Genomic DNA, 19,012 nt, shown 5'->3' on the forward strand with positions numbered 1-19,012 from the left:
GCTTCGATCAGCGCCAGGGTGTCGTCGAAGTCGCGGTCGGTTTCGCCGGGGAAGCCGACGATGAAGTCCGAGGTGAAGGCCAGCGCGGGCTGCGCCTTGCGCAGCCGTTCGATGACGCGCAGATAATCGTCGCGGGTATGCTTGCGGTTCATCGCATCGAGAATGCGGTCGGAGCCCGATTGCACCGGCAGATGCAATTGCGGCATCAGTTCGGGCAGATCGCGATGCGCCGCGATCAGGCTGTCGTCGACGTCGCGCGGATGGCTCGTGGTGTAGCGCAGCCGGTCGATGCCGGGGATCTGCGCGAGCCGGTACAGAAGCTGCGCCAGCGTAAAGGCGCGCCCGCCGGGACCGTCGCCGTGATAGGCATTGACGTTCTGGCCGATCACCGTGATTTCGCGCACGCCCGCCTCGGCGAGGCGCTCGGCTTCGGCGACGATCCGGGAAACCGGACGCGAGACTTCGGCGCCGCGCGTATAGGGCACGACGCAGAAGGTGCAGAACTTGTCGCAGCCCTCCTGAATGGTAAGGAAGGCGGTGACGCCGCGGGCGCGGATGGCGTCGCGGCTCGGGCTTTTCAGAAAATTGAATTTGTCGTCGGCCGGAAACTCGGTCTCGACCGGGCGCTCGCCGCGACCCGCCTGTTCCAGCAGGGCGGGCAGGCGGTGGTAGCTCTGCGGCCCGACCACGAGATCGACCACCGGCGCGCGCCGCATGATCTCGGCGCCCTCCGCCTGGGCGACGCAGCCGGCGACCGCGATCGTGACCGTGCGGCCGGATTTCGCCGCCTCGTCCTTGAGAAGGCGCAGCCGTCCGATTTCCGAATAGACTTTTTCCGCGGCCTTTTCGCGGATGTGGCAGGTATTCAGCACCACCAGATCGGCGTCCGCGGCGCTCGCGGTCTCGGCAAAGCCCTCGGGCGCCAGCATGTCCGCCATACGAAGCGAGTCGTAGACGTTCATCTGGCAGCCGTAGGACTTGATATGGACTTTGCGGGGTCCGGTCATACCGATCTGCGGGACGCGGTCGGCGCGGGATGCGTCAACGGTCCTGATCCTTGCGTCCAAATACGACAGACATGCCGCGGTTCCTTGAGAAAACCCCTCATACATCCAAACCGGCCGAAAAGGAATTGGACCTGCCGCCGGATGGCGAAGTTTTGGCTGGCCGGTCCGACATAAACCGGATTTTCCTGCCTTCAAGAGGCGGTCTTCTGCTCTTTCCGGACGCAAACGGGGCTGACGGGCGGCGCAGCCCTACTGATCCGAGCCGTCACCCTTCAGGGGGACGGCGTAGAGTTCGAGCCGGTGGTCGACGAGCTTGTAGCCCAGCTTGCGGGCAACCTCGGCCTGCAGCTTCTCGATTTCCTCGGATTGGAACTCGATGACCTCGCCGGTACGCAGATTTATCAGGTGATCGTGGTGCGCGTCCGAAATCTGCTCGAACCGGGCGCGGCCCTCGCGGAAGTCGTGGCGTTCGATAATACCCGAATCCTCGAACAGTTTGACGGTGCGATACACCGTCGAAATCGAGATCCGGTCGTCCAGCTTTGCGCAGCGCCGGTAAAGCTCTTCGACGTCGGGATGGTCGTCCGCTTCATTCAGCACGCGCGCAATGGTGCGACGCTGCTCCGTCATGCGCATGCCCTTCTCGGTGCAGCGCGCCTCGATGCTCGTCACGTTGCGGGCGTTGGAAATTCTGGCGACCACAGCCGTCTCCGATTGATGTGTTATTTTAATGTTATCGCGGCACGCCGTCCATGATCCATCCGTCAGACCAAATTGCGGCGCAATACCAGCGCTGCCGCCGGTTTGCCGCCCGGATTGGGGTAATAGCCCGCGCGGCGCCCGACTTCCGTAAATCCCGCACGGCGGTAAAGCCGCAATGCCGGATCATTGCCCTCGTCGACTTCCAGGAAAACCGTGCGGACACCAAGCGCCGCAAGCCGCCCGAGATGGTGACGCAGCAGCATGCGGGCAATGGCGCGGCCCTGAAAGCGCGGCGAAACCGCGACCGACAGGATTTCGGCCTCGTCCGCGGCAATGCGGGAGATGATGAAGCCCGCAAAATTCCGGCCGACGGTCGCGCGATGCGCTGCCACGTTGCGGTCGGCCAGGATGCCGTCGATCTCGTCGTCGCTCCAGCCGCGCCGGAATGAGCCTGCGTGCAGTTCCGCGATCGCAGCGACGTCTCGCGCCGTTGCATCGGAAACAACCGGTGGGCGGGCCGGCGCGAACATGTCGAATAACCATCTCATCGGCGCGGAAGAATCGATGCGGTTTGGGGATGGGCGTCGGGCGGACGCAGATAAAACGGCTTCGGCGGAGACTCGCGTGGTTCCGCCTGCGCGCCAAGCCGGGCCACCCAGGCGATATCAGGTGCCCCGCGTCCATCCGTCGGCGGCAAATGCGCAGGATCGGGCCATATCTCGGTCATCATCCGGGCGCCGGAGCCGACCAGACGTGCGGAGGCGCCAGCGGCCGCGCGCACCGCATCTTCAACCGGGATGATTCGCGGGGTGAGCAGGACGCGACCCTGCGCTCCATACAGTTCGAAATAGACATGCCGATGACGGCCGTCGATCGCTGCTGCGACAGGGCGGTTCGGGTCGGCGGCGAGATAGGGAGCCGCGAGCGCCGACAGCGTGGTGACGCCGACCACCGGCTTTCTCGCAGCAAGCCCGATGCCGCGCGCCGCGGCGATGCCGACGCGAAGCCCGGTGAAACTGCCGGGCCCGACCGTGACCGCGATGCGGTCGAGCGCGAAGAAATCGAGCGAGGCCTCGCGCATCGCGCCCTCGATCAGAGGCATCAGCGCTTCGGCATGGCCGCGCGTCATCGGCGTTGATTCGCTTGCAACCGCCGCGCCGACTTCGGAATCGAAAATCGCGGCCGAACAGGCTTCCAGCGCGGTGTCGATGGCGAGAACGAGCATGCAGGATATTAGAACATATCCGACAAGACAAAATGCCAACCGCCGCTCGTCCCCGCGAAGGCGGGGACCCAGAAATGGTGCTTCAAGCGTGCTGGCGGGGTTGCTGGACCCCCGCCTTCGCGGGGGTGAGCGGGAAAAACCCGATCACACCGGGCGTACTTCCGTGACGTCCGGCACGAAATGCCGCAGCAGATTCTGGATGCCGTGTTGCAGCGTTGCCGTGGAAGACGGGCAGCCCGCGCATGCGCCCTTCATCGACAGGAACACCACGCCGTCCTTGAAGCCGCGGAAGGTGATGTCTCCACCGTCATTGGCGACCGCCGGACGCACCCGCGTCTCGATCAGTTCCTTGATGGTTTTGACCGTCTCGGCATCGGCTTCGTCAAAAAACTCTTCCTCGCCGGCATCCGCCTCGCCGTCGCGCAGCAACGGCGCTCCGGACATGTAATGTTCCATGATGGCGCCGAGGATCAGCGGCTTGAGCTGCTGCCATTCGCCCGCATTCTTTGTGACGGTGATGAAGTCCGAGCCAAAGAAAACACCGCTGACATTGGGGATGCCGAAAAGCTTCTCCGCCAGGGGCGACTTCGCCGCCTGTTCCGCACTGGTAATTTCCACGGTGCCCTCGACGACGCTGCGTCCGGGCAGGAATTTCAGGGTTGCCGGGTTTGGCGTAGCTTCGGTCTGGATGAACATTGCAAGCGGCTCCGGGCTGGGGTCGGGTCTTGGCGAGCCCCATTTTTGCTATAGATGGCGTTTTGCGCGCCGAGGTCAACCGCCCGGACCCGGCTCAGGACAGGGCGTCCAATTCCTCGTCCGTCAGATGGCCAGGCACGATCGCTACCGGAATGGGAAATTCGCCGGCGGTCCGCGCGATCGCTGTGACCAGCGGACCCGGCCCTTCCTTGGCGGTGCCGGCAGCCAGGATCAGGATTGCGATGTCCTCGTCTTCGTCGATCAGTTTCAGCAGTTGCTCGATCCAGGAGCCCTCGCGGATCACCCGGTCCGGCGTGATCCCGGCAACCGCATTGGCGCGCGCGGCCGCGCGATCCCGCGCTTCGTTGGCCTCCTCATAAGCCTCCGCGCGCATGATATCGGCGACGCCGAGCCATTGCTGATTACGGTCCTCGATGTCGATCACGCGCAGCATGATCATGCCGACGCCGATGCGGGACACGCGGCGCGCCGCATAATAGATGGCGCGGTCGCATTCCGGGGAATCGTCGACCAAGACCAGATATTTCGGTTGGTGACCGGATTCGTAGGAGCGGCGTCGGCGGCTCATCGGCTGTCCCCCCACCCCTTGGATTCTGGCATGGCGCAGGGCGTCATCACAAGACAGCGCGCCGGCGGAGTTGAACGAAAGGACAAGCCGGGTTTCAGCGCCGGACCAGCCCGACAATGTCCTTGACCGCGGCCATGGTTTTCGCAGCAAGCACCCGCGCGCGATCGGAGCCGTCCGCCAGAATACCGTCGATATAGGCCGGATCGGCGACCAGCCGCTTCATCTCGCCGCCGATCGGGCCGAGTTTTGCGACCGACAGATCGACCAGCGCCGATTTGAAGGCGGAAAATTGCGCGCCGCCGAATTCGCGCAGCACCTCCGCCTTGGTGGTATTTTGCAGAGCTGCATAGATGCCGACGAGGTTGTCGGCTTCGGGACGCGATTCGAGACCTTTCTCCTCGCTCGGCAGCGGCTCGGGATCGGTCTTGGCCTTGCGGATTTTCTGCGCAATGGCGTCGGCGTCGTCGGTCAGATTGATGCGCGAATAATCCGAGGCGTCGGACTTCGACATTTTCTTCGAACCGTCGCGCAGCGACATCACCCGCGTTGCCGGTCCCTGGATCAGCGGTTCGGGCTGCGGAAAGAACACGTCACCGAAGCCATGCCCGGCAATGGAGGCGGCATAGTCATTGTTGAATTTCTGCGCGATGTCGCGCGACAATTCGAGATGCTGCTTCTGGTCTTCGCCGACGGGCACATGCGTTGCGCGATAGACCAGAATGTCGGCGGCCATCAGCGTCGGATAGGCGAACAGGCCGACCGAAACATTTTCGCGGTCCTTGCCGGCTTTTTCCTTGAACTGCGTCATGCGGTTCAGCCACCCCATGCGGGCGACGCAGTTGAACACCCAGGCAAGCTCGGCGTGTTCTGCCACCTGGCTCTGGTTGAAGACGATGTGCTTCTTCGGATCGATGCCGCAGGCGATGAACGCCGCCGTCACCTCGCGGGTGGCGCGCGGCAATTCCTCCGGATCCTGCCACGTGGTGATGGCATGCAGGTCGACCACGCAATAGATGCAGTCGAACTTGTTTTGCAGCTCGACGAATTTGACGATGGCGCCGAGATAATTGCCGAGATGCAGGTTCCCGGTCGGCTGCACGCCAGAAAATACCAGTTGTTTGAAAGCCATGAGCGACTCGTTGGGTAGCAAACGCGCGATCAGCAAAAGTCGGTACCGGCTTTGCGTCCGATCTCGCGCGAAATCAGAAGGCGCGGGTCAATGCCATGCAACGGCAGCGGCGGCAAGGGTCTCCAGGCTTTTCAGCGGCGCTGCAAAAGCTCCCGCCATTCGCGAGGCCGCACGATCCCGGTCAGCCAAAGGCATCCGGCGTAAACGCCAATGCTGCTGGCGATCACGGCCCCGAGCACGCCAACCTGTGTTAGCCGCGTCTCGATATGGACCAGCCCGAGGGATTCGGCCATCGCCCGGGCGAAGATTCCCATCGCCAGTGCGCAGACCGCGATCAGGATGAGGCGGCGCCATTCGCCAGCCGTGATGTGGAGAAGGCCGCGGCGGGTTGCGATCAGCCAAAGCAGGCCGGCGCTGATCCAGCCGGACAGTCCGACCGACAATGCGATCCCGGTCGGGCGTCCGAGCGCCATGAAGATGAGGCTGCCGATCAGCGCGGCCGCCAGTCCGACCCCTGCCGCGATCATCGGCGTGCGCGTATTCTCACGCGCGAAAAATACCGGCGACAATGCCTTGACGAGGACATGGCCGGGCAGGCCGATCGCAAGCGCCGCCAGCATTGCTGCGGTCGCATCGCTGTCGGTGGTCGTGAAAGCGCCGCGCTCGAACAGCATGCGGATGATCGGCAATGCCAGCAGCAACAGCGCGATTGCGGCAGGCATTGCAAGCCCGAGCGCCATCTCGATGCCGTGCCGGACCGTGCGCGGCGCAAGCTCGTGATCGCCGCCGCGCAGCGCATGGGTGAGCGCCGGCGTCATCACGGTGCCGATCGCAATGCCCACGATACCGAGCGGCAATTCGACCAGGCGGTTCGCGTAATAGAGCCAGGACACCGCGCCGGGCCAGTCCGAGGCCACCATCACCGCGACGATCATGGTGATCTGCGGTATGCCGCTTGCGATCAGACCCGGAATGGCAAGCGCGGCGAAACGCATGGCTTCACGGCGCGGCAACACGCCGAGCGGCGTCGCCTTTTCCGGGCCGATCCAGACCGCGCTGGCGACCAGGGCGAGCTGGCACAGACCGGCGCAGGCGATCGAAAAGGACACGATGCGGGCGGAGATGTCGCTGTCGCCCGCATGCGAAACGATGACGCCGGAGATGGCGATCAGGATGACGACGTTGAACGTCACCGCAGCAAGCGCCGCCGTGCTGTAGCGATGATTGGCGTTGAGTACGCCCATCAGCACCGCAACCGGTCCGGCCAGCACCAGATAGGGCAGCATCAGACGCGACAATTCGATCGACAGCGAAAGCGGCTGCGGCCGATCGGCAAAGCCCGGCGCCAGCGCCAGCATGAGAAGCGGCATCGCCAGCGCCAGCAGCAAACAGAGCGCGAGCAGCGCGATCGTCACCGTTCCGATCACGCGCCCGGCAAAGGCGCCCGCTTCATCCTCGCCGCCCTCGTCGCGCCGGCGCAAATAGAGCGGCACGAACGCGGCATTGAGCGCGCCCTCGGTTAGAAGCCGGCGGATCAGGTTCGAGAATTGGAACGCCACCACGAAGGCTTCGGCGCGGGCGCTCGATCCGAACAGGGCTGCGATCGCCACATCGCGCGCAAAGCCGAGCACGCGCGAGGCGAGCGTGGCTGTGCCAACGATGGCGACGTTGCGGGCGATCGACATAATTCAGTTCTGCCTATGGGATACCGCCCCGGGGTGCGCCCACATTAGCGGCTGAGGCCGCGCCCGGTCACGCGCACACATTTTTATCCCGCTGTGCGGAGCTGCATTTGCCCTCATCCGGAGCATCGCTATAGTGCGCCGCCTTTCTCCGGAGGAACCATCCCGAATGACCGCTCCCCGCTACGACGTTCTCGGCATCGGCAATGCCATTGTCGACGTGATTGCCCGCGCCGAAGACGATTTCCTGATCAAGCAGAACATGCAGAAGGGGGGGATGGCCCTGATCGACGAGGCGCGCGCAAGCGCGATCTACGATGCCATGGGGCCGGCGACGGAAAGCTCCGGCGGTTCGGCCGCCAACACGATCGCGGGCGTGGCGAGCCTCGGCGGCAAGGCGGCGTTTGTCGGCAAGGTCCGCGACGACGTGCTTGGCACGGTGTTCGCGCATGACATCGGCGCGCTCGGCGTCGGCTTCGATACGCCGCGCGCCAAGGACGGCCCTTCGACCGCGCGCTGCTACATCATGGTGACGCCGGACGGCGAGCGCACCATGAATACCTATCTGGGCGCCGCGCAAAATCTCTCCCCCGCCGATATCGATCCGAAGCTGATCGGGGACGCCGCGATCACCTATCTCGAAGGCTATCTCTGGGATCCGCCGCAGGCCAAGGAAGCGTTCCTGAAAGCCTCCAAAGCCGCGCACGATGCCGGCCGCATGGTGGCGCTGACCCTGTCCGATGCGTTCTGCGTCGATCGCTATCGCGACGAATTCCTCAAGCTGATGCGCGACAGGACGGTGGACCTCGTCTTCGCCAACGAGGCCGAGCTGAAGAGCCTGTACGAGACCGCCGATTTCGACACCGGGATCGCTGCTTTGAAGCAGGATGCCGCGCTCGCGGTGGTGACGCGCAGCGAAAAGGGCTGCGTCGTCGTCAGCAAGGACAGCACGCTCGCGGTGCCGGCAGCGCCGATCGAGAAGCTGGTCGACACCACGGGCGCAGGCGATCTGTTCGCGGCAGGCTTTCTGTTCGGGCTTGCCACCGGGCGCGATCACGCCGCCTGCGGCAAGCTCGCAGCACTCGCAGCAGCCGAGGTGATCCAGCATATCGGCGCGCGGCCTGCGGTATCGCTGAAGGCGCTGGCGCAGGAGAACGGGTTGCTCTGAGTCTGTTCCGTCATGCCCGGCCTGGTGGCGGGCATCCACGTCTTTGCCACAAAACGCGGATGGCCGGGTCGAGCCCGGCCGTGACGACGTGGAGACAGGCCGACGAAACGTCAGGATTGCCAGGCGAAGGCGACCTTATCCAGCACCTTGGTGCCGAACCGCTCCGACGAGCGCGCCACGGCGCGGCCGCCGAGCGCCCGATAGAATTGCACCGCCGGTTCGTTGTCCGACAGCGCCCAGATCACCAGGCTCTTCAGCCCGCTTTGCGCCAGATCGCGGCGCGCCGCCGTGAACAGCCTGCGGCCAAAGCCAAGACCCTGGAATTCCGGCTTCAGATAAAGCTCGTAGATTTCGCCGTCGTAATAGAGGCTGCGCGCTCGGTTGCGTCCGTAATTGGCGTAGCCCGCGATCGTATCGCCAAACTGCATCAGTGCGATGCGGCTGCCCTTGCGAATGGCAGAATGCCACCAGTCCGGTCCGCGGCGATTGACCAGTTTCTCCAGTTCGGTGCCGGGGATGATGCCCTGATAGGCCGCGCGCCACGCCTCGTCATGGGCGGCCGCGACATCGTTTGCGTCGGCCGGCTTCGCACGTCGAATCTCGATCAGGACAGTACTCATGCCGCCATATGAGCAAGCGGCGACTCGCCGTTCAAGCCCTATCCTTAACGAACGATAAAGGTGTGGATTTTTTGCACCGGTCCGGTCCGCAACTCTGGAATGTTCCGGAACGGCGATGCCGGGCGGCGCCTGATTTTGCTTGGCTTTTCAGAGGATGCCGTCCCGGCTGTGTCATCGCAGGACAACTGCGCCAAACGCCGATCATGATCCCGGCGGGGTGTCGCACCCGCCGAGTCACGCCATCTCTGCCTCTTTGCGGCGCTCCTCGCGCTTGCGGTCGTTGGGATCGAGCAGCTTCTTGCGCAGGCGGATCGATTTCGGCGTGACTTCCACCAGTTCGTCGTCCTGGATATAGGCCAGCGCCTTTTCCAGCGTCATCCGGATCGGCGGCGTGAGCCGCACCGCCTCGTCCTTCGACGTGGTGCGAATGTTGGTGAGCTGCTTGCCCTTCAGCACGTTGATCTCAAGATCGTTGTCGCGGGTATGCTCGCCGACGATCATGCCGCGATACACTTTCCAGCCCGGCTCGATCATCATCGGGCCGCGATCCTCGAGCTTCCACATCGCGTAGGCGACGGCCTCGCCCTGTTCGCTGGAGATCAGCACGCCGTTGCGGCGGCCCTGCACTTCGCCCTTGTAGGGCGCGTAAGAGTGAAACAGCCGGTTCATCACGGCGGTGCCGCGCGTGTCGGTGAGCAATTCACCCTGATAGCCGATCAGGCCGCGGGTCGGCGCATGGAACACAAGTCGCAGTCGGCCGCCGCCGGACGGCTTCATCTCGAGAAGGTCGGCCTTGCGCTCCGCCATCTTCTGCACGACGACACCGGAATGCTCCTCGTCGACGTCGATCACCACTTCCTCGATCGGCTCCGTGAGGGTGCCGTCGGCATCACGCTTCAGCAGCACCTTCGGCCGCGATACCGACAATTCGAAGCCTTCGCGGCGCATGGTCTCGATCAGGATGCCGAGCTGCAATTCGCCGCGGCCGGCGACTTCCATCGAATCCTTCTCGTCGGATTCGGAAACGCGCAGCGCCACATTGCCTTCGGCTTCGCGCAGCAGGCGGTCGCGGATCATCCGGCTCGTGACTTTGGTGCCTTCGGTGCCGGCGAGCGGGGAATCGTTGACGCGGAAGGTCATGGCCAGGGTGGGGGGATCGATCGGCTGGGCGGGGAGGGGGGTATCGACCTCCGGCGCGCAGATGGTGTGGGCCACGGTGGCATCGGGGAGGCCTGCAATCGAAACGATGTCGCCGGCCTCGGCCTCGTCGAGCGGGGTGCGCTCCAGCCCGCGGAACGCGAGCACCTTGGAGATGCGGCCTTCCTCGATCACCTTGCCGTCGCGGTCCAGCACCTTGGCCATCTGGTTCGGCTTTACGGTGCCGGACGTGATGCGGCCGGTGATGATGCGGCCGAGATAGGCGTTCGATTCCATGATGGTGCCGAGCATCCGGAACGGGCCCTCCTCGATCTTCGGCTCGGGCACGTGACGGAGCACCAGGTCGAAGAGCGGCTTCATGCCTTCATCTTTCGGACCGTCCTCGGCGAAATTCATCCAGCCCTCCTTCGCCGAACCGTAGAGGATCGGGAAGTCGAGTTGCTCGTCGGTGGCGTCGAGTGCTGCGAACAGATCGAAGACTTCGTTGACGACCTGAGAAGCCCGCGCATCCGGACGGTCGACCTTGTTGATTGCGACGATCGGCTTCAGGCCCATCTTCAGCGCCTTGCCGACCACGAACTTGGTCTGGGGCAGCGGGCCCTCAGCGGCGTCGACGAGAACGATCGCGCCATCGACCATGTTCAGAATGCGCTCGACCTCGCCGCCGAAATCGGCGTGTCCCGGCGTATCGACAATGTTGATACGCACATCGTTCCAGACGATGGAGGTCGCCTTGGCCAGGATCGTGATGCCGCGCTCCTTTTCCAGGTCGTTGGAATCCATCGCGCGTTCGGCGACGCGCTGGTTCTCCCGGAACGTACCGGATTGCTGCAGCAGACGATCGACCAGCGTTGTCTTGCCATGGTCGACATGCGCGATGATCGCGACGTTACGGAGCTTCATGAGATGGTTCCGGAAAACAAAGCGCGGGCCGGAGACGCCGTGAACGCCGGCCCGCTTATTGCGGCGCAATATAGTCAGGACCGGCGGAGACGCAACGGAACTTTGCGGGTCGGACGGCCGTTTGCTGCCTGCGGCGCAGGCTTTTGCGTCGTTTCAGGCCATTCCCAGCGATGCACGGCGTTCCGCGATGGCGCGGCGGGCCTGGTCCGCAGCCAGCGTTGTGGCTGCGGCGCGGTTCTGATCGAGATATCCCACCTCAATCTGCCGGATCGCGCGCTCTACGATATCGTCAATCTCGATTCCCATCAGGTCGAGTTCGACCGCTGCGGCGCTGCGGGCCCGTCGCAGGATGCCGATCAGGTTTTCCAGGTCGCCGCGGTCGCGTGCCGATGCGGCAGGGCGCCGGCCATAGCTTGCAAGCCAGGCGGCGCCGGAGCCGAAGAACGACAGCAGCATCAGGCCCCAATACATCGCCTCGCTGTAGCGCTCGAAAAATCCGGTCTGTTCGCCTTCGAGATAGGCAAGCGTGCCGGGATGCACCGCAAGCGTTGCGGCCTTGTCGGTGTCGGGACTGGCGATCTTGGTGAAGGCGGGGAAATCGCCGCCCTGCGCCTGCTTGGCATTGAACAGCCATTTGGTGAAAAGCCCGGCTAGGTCGTTGTCGAGGGAGCGGCGGGCGACGATGTAGTGCGACACCCCGATGGTCTCGATGGCCTCGGCCGGAAGGGAGCCGCCAAAGGCGCCGGCCGGAATTTCGGTGGCTTCGTAAACCGGGTTCTGCTGCTCGATGGCTTCCGACGACCCGACTTCCAGAAACGCCGGACCCTCCTTGCCGCGGGTGAGCGCGGCGAGCGCCTCCGCGGTGATCTTGCTGCCGACCGGGCCGACCGCGAGCAGCGCGTCGAATTTCGCAGCCTTCAGCTGCGCCGTCAGATCCTCGGTTGCAAATTGCTGCACCGAGACCGTGTGCGGGGGGACACCATATTGACCGAGGATGGCGTGCAGCAGCTGCATATTGGCGCGGGTGCGTCCGACAATGGCGACGGTCTTGCCGGACAGGTCTTCGATCTTTTCGACCGGCTTGGGTGGGGTCGTTGGTGCGGTTTGGCGGGGCGCTGGGGCTGTACCTTCCTCATCGTCGGGTGCGGATTCCGCGGTGATTTCTGCCTTGGCCGGATCCGCCGGCGGCACCGCCAGCACCGCAACGTTACGGCGGTGAATGGCGACGACCTGCCCGGATTTCGGCATCAGGACATCGCGGCGGACCACCGCGAGGTCGGCGTGCCCGGCTTCGATCGCCTCGGCGCTGCCCTGCGGACCCTCCTGCCGGTCCACGGTGATCCGCACCGGCGCCCGCTCGCGTGCCAGATATTGCGCGAGCTGCTGGACCAGGCGGTCGTCCTCGCTTTGCCGAGGACCAACCGCCATTTTGAGGGTGACCGGCTTCGATTGAATATAGGCGACGCAAAGCGCCAGGCCGGCAACGGCCAGGATCGCGGCAATGATGATCAGCAGCGGGTGCCGGGACATGCGCCGCAGCCGGCTGCGCGGCACGCGCGCCGGCGCGGCAGGCTCGGCCAAAAGCGGGGGGCGGGTCTGAATGTTCATAGGCGGGCGCGGGGCCCTCGGATCACCGGATTCTCGCTAATGCCGCTACAATTGTGTCGGTATCATGCCATTCTGAACGAATGGTCATGTTTGTTTTCCGGCCAAAAAGCGTCTGCGAGCCCGCTCAGACGCCGGCCGGGCGGCCCCAGGGACCGCGGCTGGAAAGCCGGCCCAGCCGGAAGCCCTCCGGCATGGCCTGGCTGACCATCATGAGTTCGCCCAGCGTCTCGGTGGTGATCAGTCCGACCAGCCGTCCGTCCGGCTCGATCACGGCGACTGCGGGCACCGAGCGCTCCTGCAGCAGCTTCACTGCCTCCTCCAGCGGACGGCGGCGGTCGATCGTGACCACGTCGGTGGTCATGGCTTCGCTCACCCGCGCGTCCGGCCCGAGCTCCTTCAGGGCGCGGATGATGTCGCCGCGGGTCAAAAGCCCGATCGGCTTGCGATCGAAATCCACCACCGGAAATTCGCTCTGGCTGGTCTGCAGCAGCACCTGTACCGCGTCTTCGATCGGGGCCTCGGGCGTGAGCGTCGCGATCTTGGTCATGGTGCCCGCCACCACCGGCACGCCGCGCGAGACCGCGCGTAGCGCCACCATATGCGCTTCCGAGGACGCGGCGAGATACACGAAGATCGCGATGAAGATCAGGATCGGGTTGTAGAACAGCCCGATAAAGCCGAGGAGAAAGGCGGCGCCCTGTCCGACGGTCGCGGCAATCTCGGTGGCGCGCACGAAGCCGAGCCTTGCGCTCAGCGCCGCGCGCAGGATGCGTCCGCCGTCCATCGGGAAGGCCGGGATCATGTTGAAGATGGCAAGGAACAGGTTCACCATGGCGAGCTTGTCGACCATCGGCACCGTGGTGTTGTCGAGCGAGGCCGCCGCCGCATAGGAGGTGAGATCGGCACCACCGACGGTCAGCAGCAGGCCGGCGATCACCACATTGACCAGCGGTCCGGCGATCGCGATCAGGAATTCCTCGGAGGGCTTTTCCGGGATGCGCTCCAGCCGCGCCACGCCGCCGATCGGCAGCAGCACCACGTCGGGCGTGCGCACCCCGAACGTGCGCGCCGTGAAGATGTGGCCGAATTCGTGCAGCAGCACGCACAGGAAGACGAGAACAATGAAGATCAGGCTGGACCAGGCCGCGGCGGGGCCGCCGGCGACGTACATGGCGCCGAAAATCCAGATCAGGAACAGAAGGAAGGTGATGTGGATGCGGACCGCGGTGCCCGCGATCGATCCGACCGTGATGGACCAGCCCATGCATTCACCTCCGAAGTACCGAGTAATCAAATAGTATCGACCGTACCTCGATTGAAGAGGCATCGGTTTTTCCGCCGCTCATGCCCGCGAAGGCGGGCATGCAGCCATCTGGCTCCGGATCCCAGCTGCTGGGGGACGAGCGGGACAGAATGGAGGATATCAAATGGCCGACAAACTCTCAGGCGAGGCCCGCAGGGCCGCGCTCGCAACCGTTCCCGGCTGGACCGAACTGACGGAGCGGGACGCGATCTTCCGGAAATTCGTCTTCAGGGATTTCAACGAAGCCTTCGGCTTCATGACGCGCGCGGCCCTGATCGCGGAAAAGCACGATCACCATCCCGAATGGTTCAATGTCTACAAGACGGTGGAGGTGACGCTGTCTACGCACGATGCCGGCGGCCTCACCGACAAGGACATTGCGCTGGCGATAGCGATGGACAAGCTCGCGGGGTGAATCCTCTCCGTCATGGCCGGGCTTGACCCGGCCATCCACGTCGTTCTTGTTGGACGATCAAAGACGTGGATGCCCGGCACAAGGCCGGGCATGACGCAATCGATAGGAGTGTGACGGGCTGCGCCCCGCACTCCGCTCAGCTATACATCACCTGCACGTTGGTGTTCTCGAACAGGCCTTCCTCGCCGAATTCGACGCCGATGCCGGAATTCTTCACGCCGCCGAACGGCACGTTCGGCTGGATCGGGCCGTGCTTGTTGATCCACACCGTGCCGCATTGCAGCTGCGCGCCATATTCCTTCGCCTTTTCGATATTCTTCGACCACACCGAACCACCGAGCCCGTTCGGGTTGTCGTTGGCGCGCACGATGACTTCTTCGACGTCCGAATAGCGGATGATCGGCAAGGCCGGTCCGAACTGCTCCTCGTCGACCAGCGGATTGCCGTTGTCGAGACCGCCGATGATCGTGACCGGATAGAACAGGCTGCCTTTCTGCGGCTCGCCGCCCATCAGCACCTCGCCGCCGCCATTCTTCGCCGCCTCAACAAGGCGCGCGACCTTGTCGTATTGCATGCGGTTCTGCACCGGGCCGAGCTGGGTATCGTCTTTCAGGCCATCGCCCATCGGGATGGTTTTCGCGAATGCGACCAGCTCGCGGCACACCGCGTCATAGACGCTGTCATGCACATAGAGCCGCTTCAGCGCGGCGCAGGTCTGGCCGTTATTGATGAAGCCGCCCCAGAACAGGCCGGGCGCGATCTCCTTCGGATCGACATCGGGCAGCACGATGCCGGCGTCGTTGCCGCCGAGTTCGAGGGTGAGGCGCTTCAGCGTATTCGCCGCGCTCGACATCACCTTCTTGCCCGTCGAGGCCGAGCCGGTGAACACGATCTTGCCGATGCCCTCATGCGCCGACATTGCGGCGCCGATGCTGTCCTCGCCGGCAATGCCGTTGACGACGCCCGCAGGCAGCACCTCGTTCATCAGCTCGATCATGCGCAGCGTGGACAGCGGCGTATACGGCGATGGCTTGTTGACGACCGTATTGCCGGCGCGGATCGCGGGGATGATGTGCCAGATCGCGATCAACACCGGCCAGTTCCACGGCGTGATCGAGCCGACGACGCCGATCGGGCGGCGATGCAGCTCGATGCGGCCCTCGTTGTTGTCCTGGATCACCTTCACCGGGATATCGAGCGCCGCGGTATAGTTCGCCCAGGCGCCGGCGCCGCCCATCTCGAAGCGCGAGCCGAGCCCATTCAGCGGCTTGCCCTGTTCGAGGGTGATGAGCCGCGCGATCTCCTCGGCATGATCGGCGATCTTCTGTGCCGCGGCATGTATCAGCTTCTTGCGGTCCTCGTGCGAGGTCTTCGACCAGGTCGCGAACGCGTTCTGCGCCGCCTCCACGGCCTGGTCGAGGTCCGCCGCAGTCGCCTTGGGAGCAAGCCCCACGACCTCGCCGGTCGAGGGATTGCGAACCTCGAAGTGATCCTTGGTCGGAACGGACTTGCCACCGATGGTGAGATTGTAAGTTTGCACTGGCATTTTTCCCTGACGTTATTGTTCCGGCGCGAAATGGACGATGGTCGCGCCCTTGGGCGAATAGTTCGGCACGTCTGCCGCAACCTTCTGGCCCATGTCGGACTGCATCGCCTGACCCATCGCCTGCGGCGAATCGAAGAAGGCCTGGAAGATGCAGAACGGCGCATTCTCGGCGGGCCCGACGGCCTCGGGATACGCGTAGTGACAGGATTTCAGACCGGGCAGCTGTTTCGCAAGCGGGATGTGCGTCTCCTTATAGTATTTCTTGAAATGCTCCGGGTTGTCTGGCTTCGGATAGATGACAGTCAGGCAATGCATGGGTGTGTTTCCTCTTGGTGTTCTGGCGTGTGCAGGACTGAAAGGGCATCCACAAACCGCTCATGCCCGCGAAGGCGGGCATCCAGGTCTTGAGTCTGGGTCCCCGCCTTCGCGGGGACGAGCGGATTGAAGGATTTCAGGCGATGCACATCCTACGCAGCCGCGGTTGCGGCCTGCGGCGACGATACACGATTGAGCCAGGCGTGAATGCGCTGCGGTGACGCAATGCGGTCCCACTGGCGTTCGGGATAGTTGAAATTCTCGGTGAACTCGTCGGCGAGCGCCTTGTTCTGGCCCATCGTCCCAATCAGCGCGCCCATCGCTTCGGACGGCGGCGCCAGCATCAGATTGGTCCAGCGCGAGGCCGCCAGCACGCGGTCCTGCCGCCGCATATCGACCTTTTCGCAGAACCTCGCATCGAGCGCGTCGGCGTTGACGATTTCCTCGCCCATCACGTACGCGGCGTAGGAAGCCATGTTGGCGCCCTGGCCCATCATGGGATCGACGACGGAATGCAGGTCGCCCAACGCGATGGCGCATTTGCCGCCGTCGAACTGCACCATGGTCTTGCGCACGGTGGGCACGACCCCGCCCTGGAGGAGATCCTGCGGCTGCGCGAGATCGAAGGTGGCGGTGTCGATGCGGTCATAGGTCGTCGGGTGATGCTTCTCCAGCTTGCCGAGCAGCACCTTCAGGAAATGCTTGCGGTCTTTCTCGTAGCTGAGCGTGGCGAGTTCTTCCATGTCGCCGCCCGGCACGTTTTCCATGAGGAGAGCATTGGCGATGCCGTCGAAGGTCAGAGTCGGGATCACGATCATCTCGCCATGGCCGGGAGAGACCGACAGCGTGACATTCATCGGGTCGGGCTGATGCACGCCCTTGTAGAGGCCGACGCAGAGTTTCCGCTGCGGCTGGGTATAGGGCGAATGTTCGGGGCGGTAGGAGAACAGGTCGCCAAGTGCGCCCTTGCCGGTGGACACGACCAGAAGGTCGAAGCGGTTCACCAGCGCCGGAATGTCGCCTTCCTCGATCTTGCGGATCTCGATCTTGCCGCCGCGGCGTGCGAAGTCGTTCATCAGCGTCGGCAGATAGATTCGGTAATCGACCGCGCGGCTCGGATTCTTGAAATCGCCGCGGAAGCGCAGCGGCTGCGGGAAGTTAAAGACGTGGTCATGATAGTAATAGAACAGCTTGGGATCGTCCCAGTGATGGATACCCAGTTCGTGTTCGCGCGCGATCGTCACCGCATGATGCGCGACGGTGTTAAGCAGCCGCGAGTGGCGATAGTCGTCCGCAGCGCGGTCGGTGATGATGGTGGCGTCCACACCATGCTTCTGCAGGTACAGCGCGAGATGCAGGCCGCCGATGCCGGCGCCGACGATTCCGATCGATCGCTTCAAGGTATCCTCCCACTTTCGGATTTCTTGCTTGTTGCGGCGAAGCTTAGGGCAGCGCCGGGGCTTCCGTATAGGGAATGAACAGAATAAGATTTATTCCGAATAGGAATTAGACCGATGGACCGGATCGACTGCCTGAAAGCTTTCGTGCGGGCGATGGAGGGCGGCAGCTTCTCGGCGGCCGCGAAGGAACTGGGGCTTGGCCAGCCCGCGGTCAGCAAACGCATTGCGCTTCTTGAGGAGGAGTTCGGCTCGCAGCTGTTCATGCGCACCACGCGCAAGCTGACGCCGACGCGCGAGGCACACCGCGTCTATGAACTGGCGCGGCAGGTGCTCGGCACGTTCGAGGAGGCGCGCGCCTCGATCCGCGAAGCGCCTGCGCGGCCGTCCGGCACGTTGCGGATCAGCGTGCCGTCATCCTTCGGGCGGCATTACCTGATGCCGATCGTGCGCGATTATCTGCGCGACTATCCTGATGTAAGGCTTGACCTGCGCTTCGACGAGCGCACCATCAATCTGGTCGAGGAGGGGATGGAGCTGGCGCTGCGCATCGGGCAATTGGAGTCGAGTTCGCTGATGGCGCGGCGGATCGGCAAGGTGCGGCGTTATCTGGTGGCGACGCCGCGCTATCTGAAGGAGCGCGGCGCGCCGCGCAATCCGGACGATCTGAGAGAGCATCAATGCATCGCCTATGCGCGGATGGCGCCGGCCAATCAGTGGACCTTCGAGTCCGACGATGGCCGCCATGTCGTCAGCGTGTCGGGCGCGGTGATGGTGGACGATGCCGACGCGATGCAGGAGGCCGTGCTGCAGCATCTCGGCATCGCTATCGTGCCGGCCTGGTGTGCGTCAGACGCGCTCAAGCGTGGACAAATGAAGGCGCTGTTGCCCGACTATGCGGTGTCGTCGCTGCCGCTGCATGTGGTCTATCCGGAGACGCACTGGATGTCGGCGCGGGCGCGCAGTTTTCTCGATTTTCTCGTCGCGCGCGCGGAGCGGTTCAACCAGTGAGCGGTTACCCCTTTTGCGCCGGAGAAAAGTCACCACATTATTCCGCGAACCTGTTGGGGAGCCCGCGACATGGCCCGCGCCCGTGACATCGATGAGTTCCTGAAGGCCGCCGCCGACGAGCAGGCGGTCCGCGATGGATTCTGGCCGAAAGTGGCGCGGCTGGCTGGCAAGCTGCCCTTCGCAGAGGATTTGCTGGCCGCCTATTACTGCGCCTTCGACCGCAATACCCCGAACCATGTCCGGGTGATCCTGCTGGGCGCGCTGGCCTATTTCGTGATGCCGATCGATGCGGTTCCCGACTTCCTGCCGCTGTTCGGATTTGCCGACGATGCGGCTTTGCTCGCGGCAGCCCTCAAGACGGTGGCGGACGCGATCCGGCCGGAACATCGCGAGGCGGCGAAGCGGAAGCTGGCGGCTTAGGTAGTGGACTCATAATGCCTGAGCCAGAGGCGTGACGCCGCCAGTGCGATGGCAGCAAGAAAGTTCCTGGCAAGCTTGTCGTATCGGGTGGCGATGCGCCGGAAGTGCTTCAGCTTGT

General features: G+C 64.1%; 19 protein-coding genes and 1 pseudogene. 4 read left to right on the forward strand and 16 right to left on the reverse strand.

The annotated features are described in order from the left end of the window. From miaB to murJ, 8 genes are all read right to left on the reverse strand, one after another. On the reverse strand, positions 1-1,007 hold a 1,007-nt coding region (miaB, locus tag ACK41X_RS16525; protein WP_409725576.1), incomplete at its 3' end, for a tRNA (N6-isopentenyl adenosine(37)-C2)-methylthiotransferase MiaB. Between the two features lie 249 nt (positions 1,008-1,256). After that, positions 1,257-1,643, reverse strand: a complete 387-nt coding sequence (locus ACK41X_RS16530; RefSeq protein ID WP_409725608.1) for a Fur family transcriptional regulator — start codon at positions 1,641-1,643, stop codon at positions 1,257-1,259. A 128-nt stretch (positions 1,644-1,771) separates the two neighbouring features. Continuing rightward, complete coding sequence (gene rimI / locus ACK41X_RS16535; protein WP_409725578.1) at positions 1,772-2,239, reverse strand: ribosomal protein S18-alanine N-acetyltransferase; 468 nt, start codon at positions 2,237-2,239, stop codon at positions 1,772-1,774. 14 nt (positions 2,240-2,253) lie between these two features. Beyond that, entirely contained in the window at positions 2,254-2,934 is a 681-nt protein-coding gene (gene tsaB, locus ACK41X_RS16540; RefSeq protein WP_409725580.1) for a tRNA (adenosine(37)-N6)-threonylcarbamoyltransferase complex dimerization subunit type 1 TsaB, read from the reverse strand. Positions 2,935-3,078: 144 nt separating this feature from the next. Then, on the reverse strand, positions 3,079-3,630 hold the full coding sequence (locus ACK41X_RS16545; RefSeq protein WP_409725582.1) for a NifU family protein: 552 nt from the start codon (positions 3,628-3,630) through the stop codon (positions 3,079-3,081). Positions 3,631-3,724: 94 nt separating this feature from the next. Beyond that, positions 3,725-4,219: a universal stress protein gene (locus tag ACK41X_RS16550; protein ID WP_409725584.1), complete on the reverse strand. Its 495-nt coding sequence runs from the start codon at positions 4,217-4,219 to the stop codon at positions 3,725-3,727. Between the two features lie 94 nt (positions 4,220-4,313). Continuing rightward, positions 4,314-5,348 (reverse strand): tryptophan--tRNA ligase, encoded by a 1,035-nt coding sequence (trpS, locus tag ACK41X_RS16555; protein WP_409725586.1) that lies wholly within the window; start codon positions 5,346-5,348, stop codon positions 4,314-4,316. Between the two features lie 131 nt (positions 5,349-5,479). Further along, the gene (murJ, locus tag ACK41X_RS16560; protein ID WP_409725588.1) at positions 5,480-7,033 is read right to left on the reverse strand and encodes a murein biosynthesis integral membrane protein MurJ; all 1,554 of its coding nucleotides are present in this window, start codon (positions 7,031-7,033) and stop codon (positions 5,480-5,482) included. A 166-nt stretch (positions 7,034-7,199) separates the two neighbouring features. Between murJ and ACK41X_RS16565 the strand changes: the two genes are divergently transcribed. Beyond that, entirely contained in the window at positions 7,200-8,198 is a 999-nt protein-coding gene (locus tag ACK41X_RS16565; RefSeq protein ID WP_409725590.1) for an adenosine kinase, read from the forward strand. A gap of 110 nt (positions 8,199-8,308) precedes the next feature. Here ACK41X_RS16565 and ACK41X_RS16570 read toward each other — a convergent pair whose 3' ends face one another. The 4 genes from ACK41X_RS16570 to ACK41X_RS16585 all read right to left on the reverse strand — a co-directional run bounded on the left by ACK41X_RS16570 (position 8,309) and on the right by ACK41X_RS16585 (position 13,751). Then, on the reverse strand, positions 8,309-8,818 hold the full coding sequence (locus ACK41X_RS16570; protein WP_409725592.1) for an N-acetyltransferase family protein: 510 nt from the start codon (positions 8,816-8,818) through the stop codon (positions 8,309-8,311). 234 nt (positions 8,819-9,052) lie between these two features. Continuing rightward, entirely contained in the window at positions 9,053-10,879 is a 1,827-nt protein-coding gene (typA, locus tag ACK41X_RS16575) for a translational GTPase TypA (RefSeq protein ID WP_409725594.1), read from the reverse strand. A gap of 153 nt (positions 10,880-11,032) precedes the next feature. Next, positions 11,033-12,409 carry a TAXI family TRAP transporter solute-binding subunit gene (locus tag ACK41X_RS16580; RefSeq protein ID WP_409725596.1) on the reverse strand — a complete coding sequence of 459 codons (1,377 nt, stop codon included), beginning with the start codon at positions 12,407-12,409 and terminating at the stop codon, positions 11,033-11,035. 202 nt (positions 12,410-12,611) lie between these two features. Next, positions 12,612-13,751, reverse strand: a complete 1,140-nt coding sequence (locus ACK41X_RS16585) for a site-2 protease family protein (RefSeq protein WP_409725598.1) — start codon at positions 13,749-13,751, stop codon at positions 12,612-12,614. Positions 13,752-13,869: 118 nt separating this feature from the next. Between ACK41X_RS16585 and ACK41X_RS16590 the strand changes: the two genes are divergently transcribed. After that, positions 13,870-14,205: a 4a-hydroxytetrahydrobiopterin dehydratase gene (locus tag ACK41X_RS16590; protein WP_409725610.1), complete on the forward strand. Its 336-nt coding sequence runs from the start codon at positions 13,870-13,872 to the stop codon at positions 14,203-14,205. Positions 14,206-14,341: 136 nt separating this feature from the next. Here the strand turns inward: ACK41X_RS16590 and ACK41X_RS16595 are convergent, their stop codons facing one another. From ACK41X_RS16595 to styA, 3 genes are all read right to left on the reverse strand, one after another. Next, positions 14,342-15,745 (reverse strand): aldehyde dehydrogenase family protein, encoded by a 1,404-nt coding sequence (locus ACK41X_RS16595; RefSeq protein ID WP_409725612.1) that lies wholly within the window; start codon positions 15,743-15,745, stop codon positions 14,342-14,344. An 18-nt stretch (positions 15,746-15,763) separates the two neighbouring features. Continuing rightward, a complete protein-coding gene (locus tag ACK41X_RS16600) occupies positions 15,764-16,066 on the reverse strand; it encodes an EthD family reductase (RefSeq protein WP_409725600.1) in 303 nt (100 codons plus the stop codon). Between the two features lie 152 nt (positions 16,067-16,218). Beyond that, complete coding sequence (gene styA, locus ACK41X_RS16605; protein WP_409725602.1) at positions 16,219-17,466, reverse strand: styrene monooxygenase subunit StyA; 1,248 nt, start codon at positions 17,464-17,466, stop codon at positions 16,219-16,221. Between the two features lie 114 nt (positions 17,467-17,580). Here styA and ACK41X_RS16610 point away from each other — a divergent pair, with 114 nt between their 5' ends. Both ACK41X_RS16610 and ACK41X_RS16615 read left to right on the forward strand, forming a co-directional pair. Then, positions 17,581-18,474: a LysR substrate-binding domain-containing protein gene (locus ACK41X_RS16610; RefSeq protein WP_409725604.1), complete on the forward strand. Its 894-nt coding sequence runs from the start codon at positions 17,581-17,583 to the stop codon at positions 18,472-18,474. Between the two features lie 69 nt (positions 18,475-18,543). Further along, entirely contained in the window at positions 18,544-18,894 is a 351-nt protein-coding gene (locus ACK41X_RS16615; protein ID WP_409725606.1) for a YkvA family protein, read from the forward strand. Here the strand turns inward: ACK41X_RS16615 and ACK41X_RS16620 are convergent. Next, positions 18,891-19,012: pseudogene (locus ACK41X_RS16620) on the reverse strand (IS5/IS1182 family transposase); the annotation flags it as partial. The gene ACK41X_RS16615 and the pseudogene ACK41X_RS16620 overlap by 4 nt on opposite strands.

The organism is Pseudorhodoplanes sp. (assembly GCF_046289595.1).
Classification (GTDB): Bacteria; Pseudomonadota; Alphaproteobacteria; order Rhizobiales; family Xanthobacteraceae; genus Pseudorhodoplanes.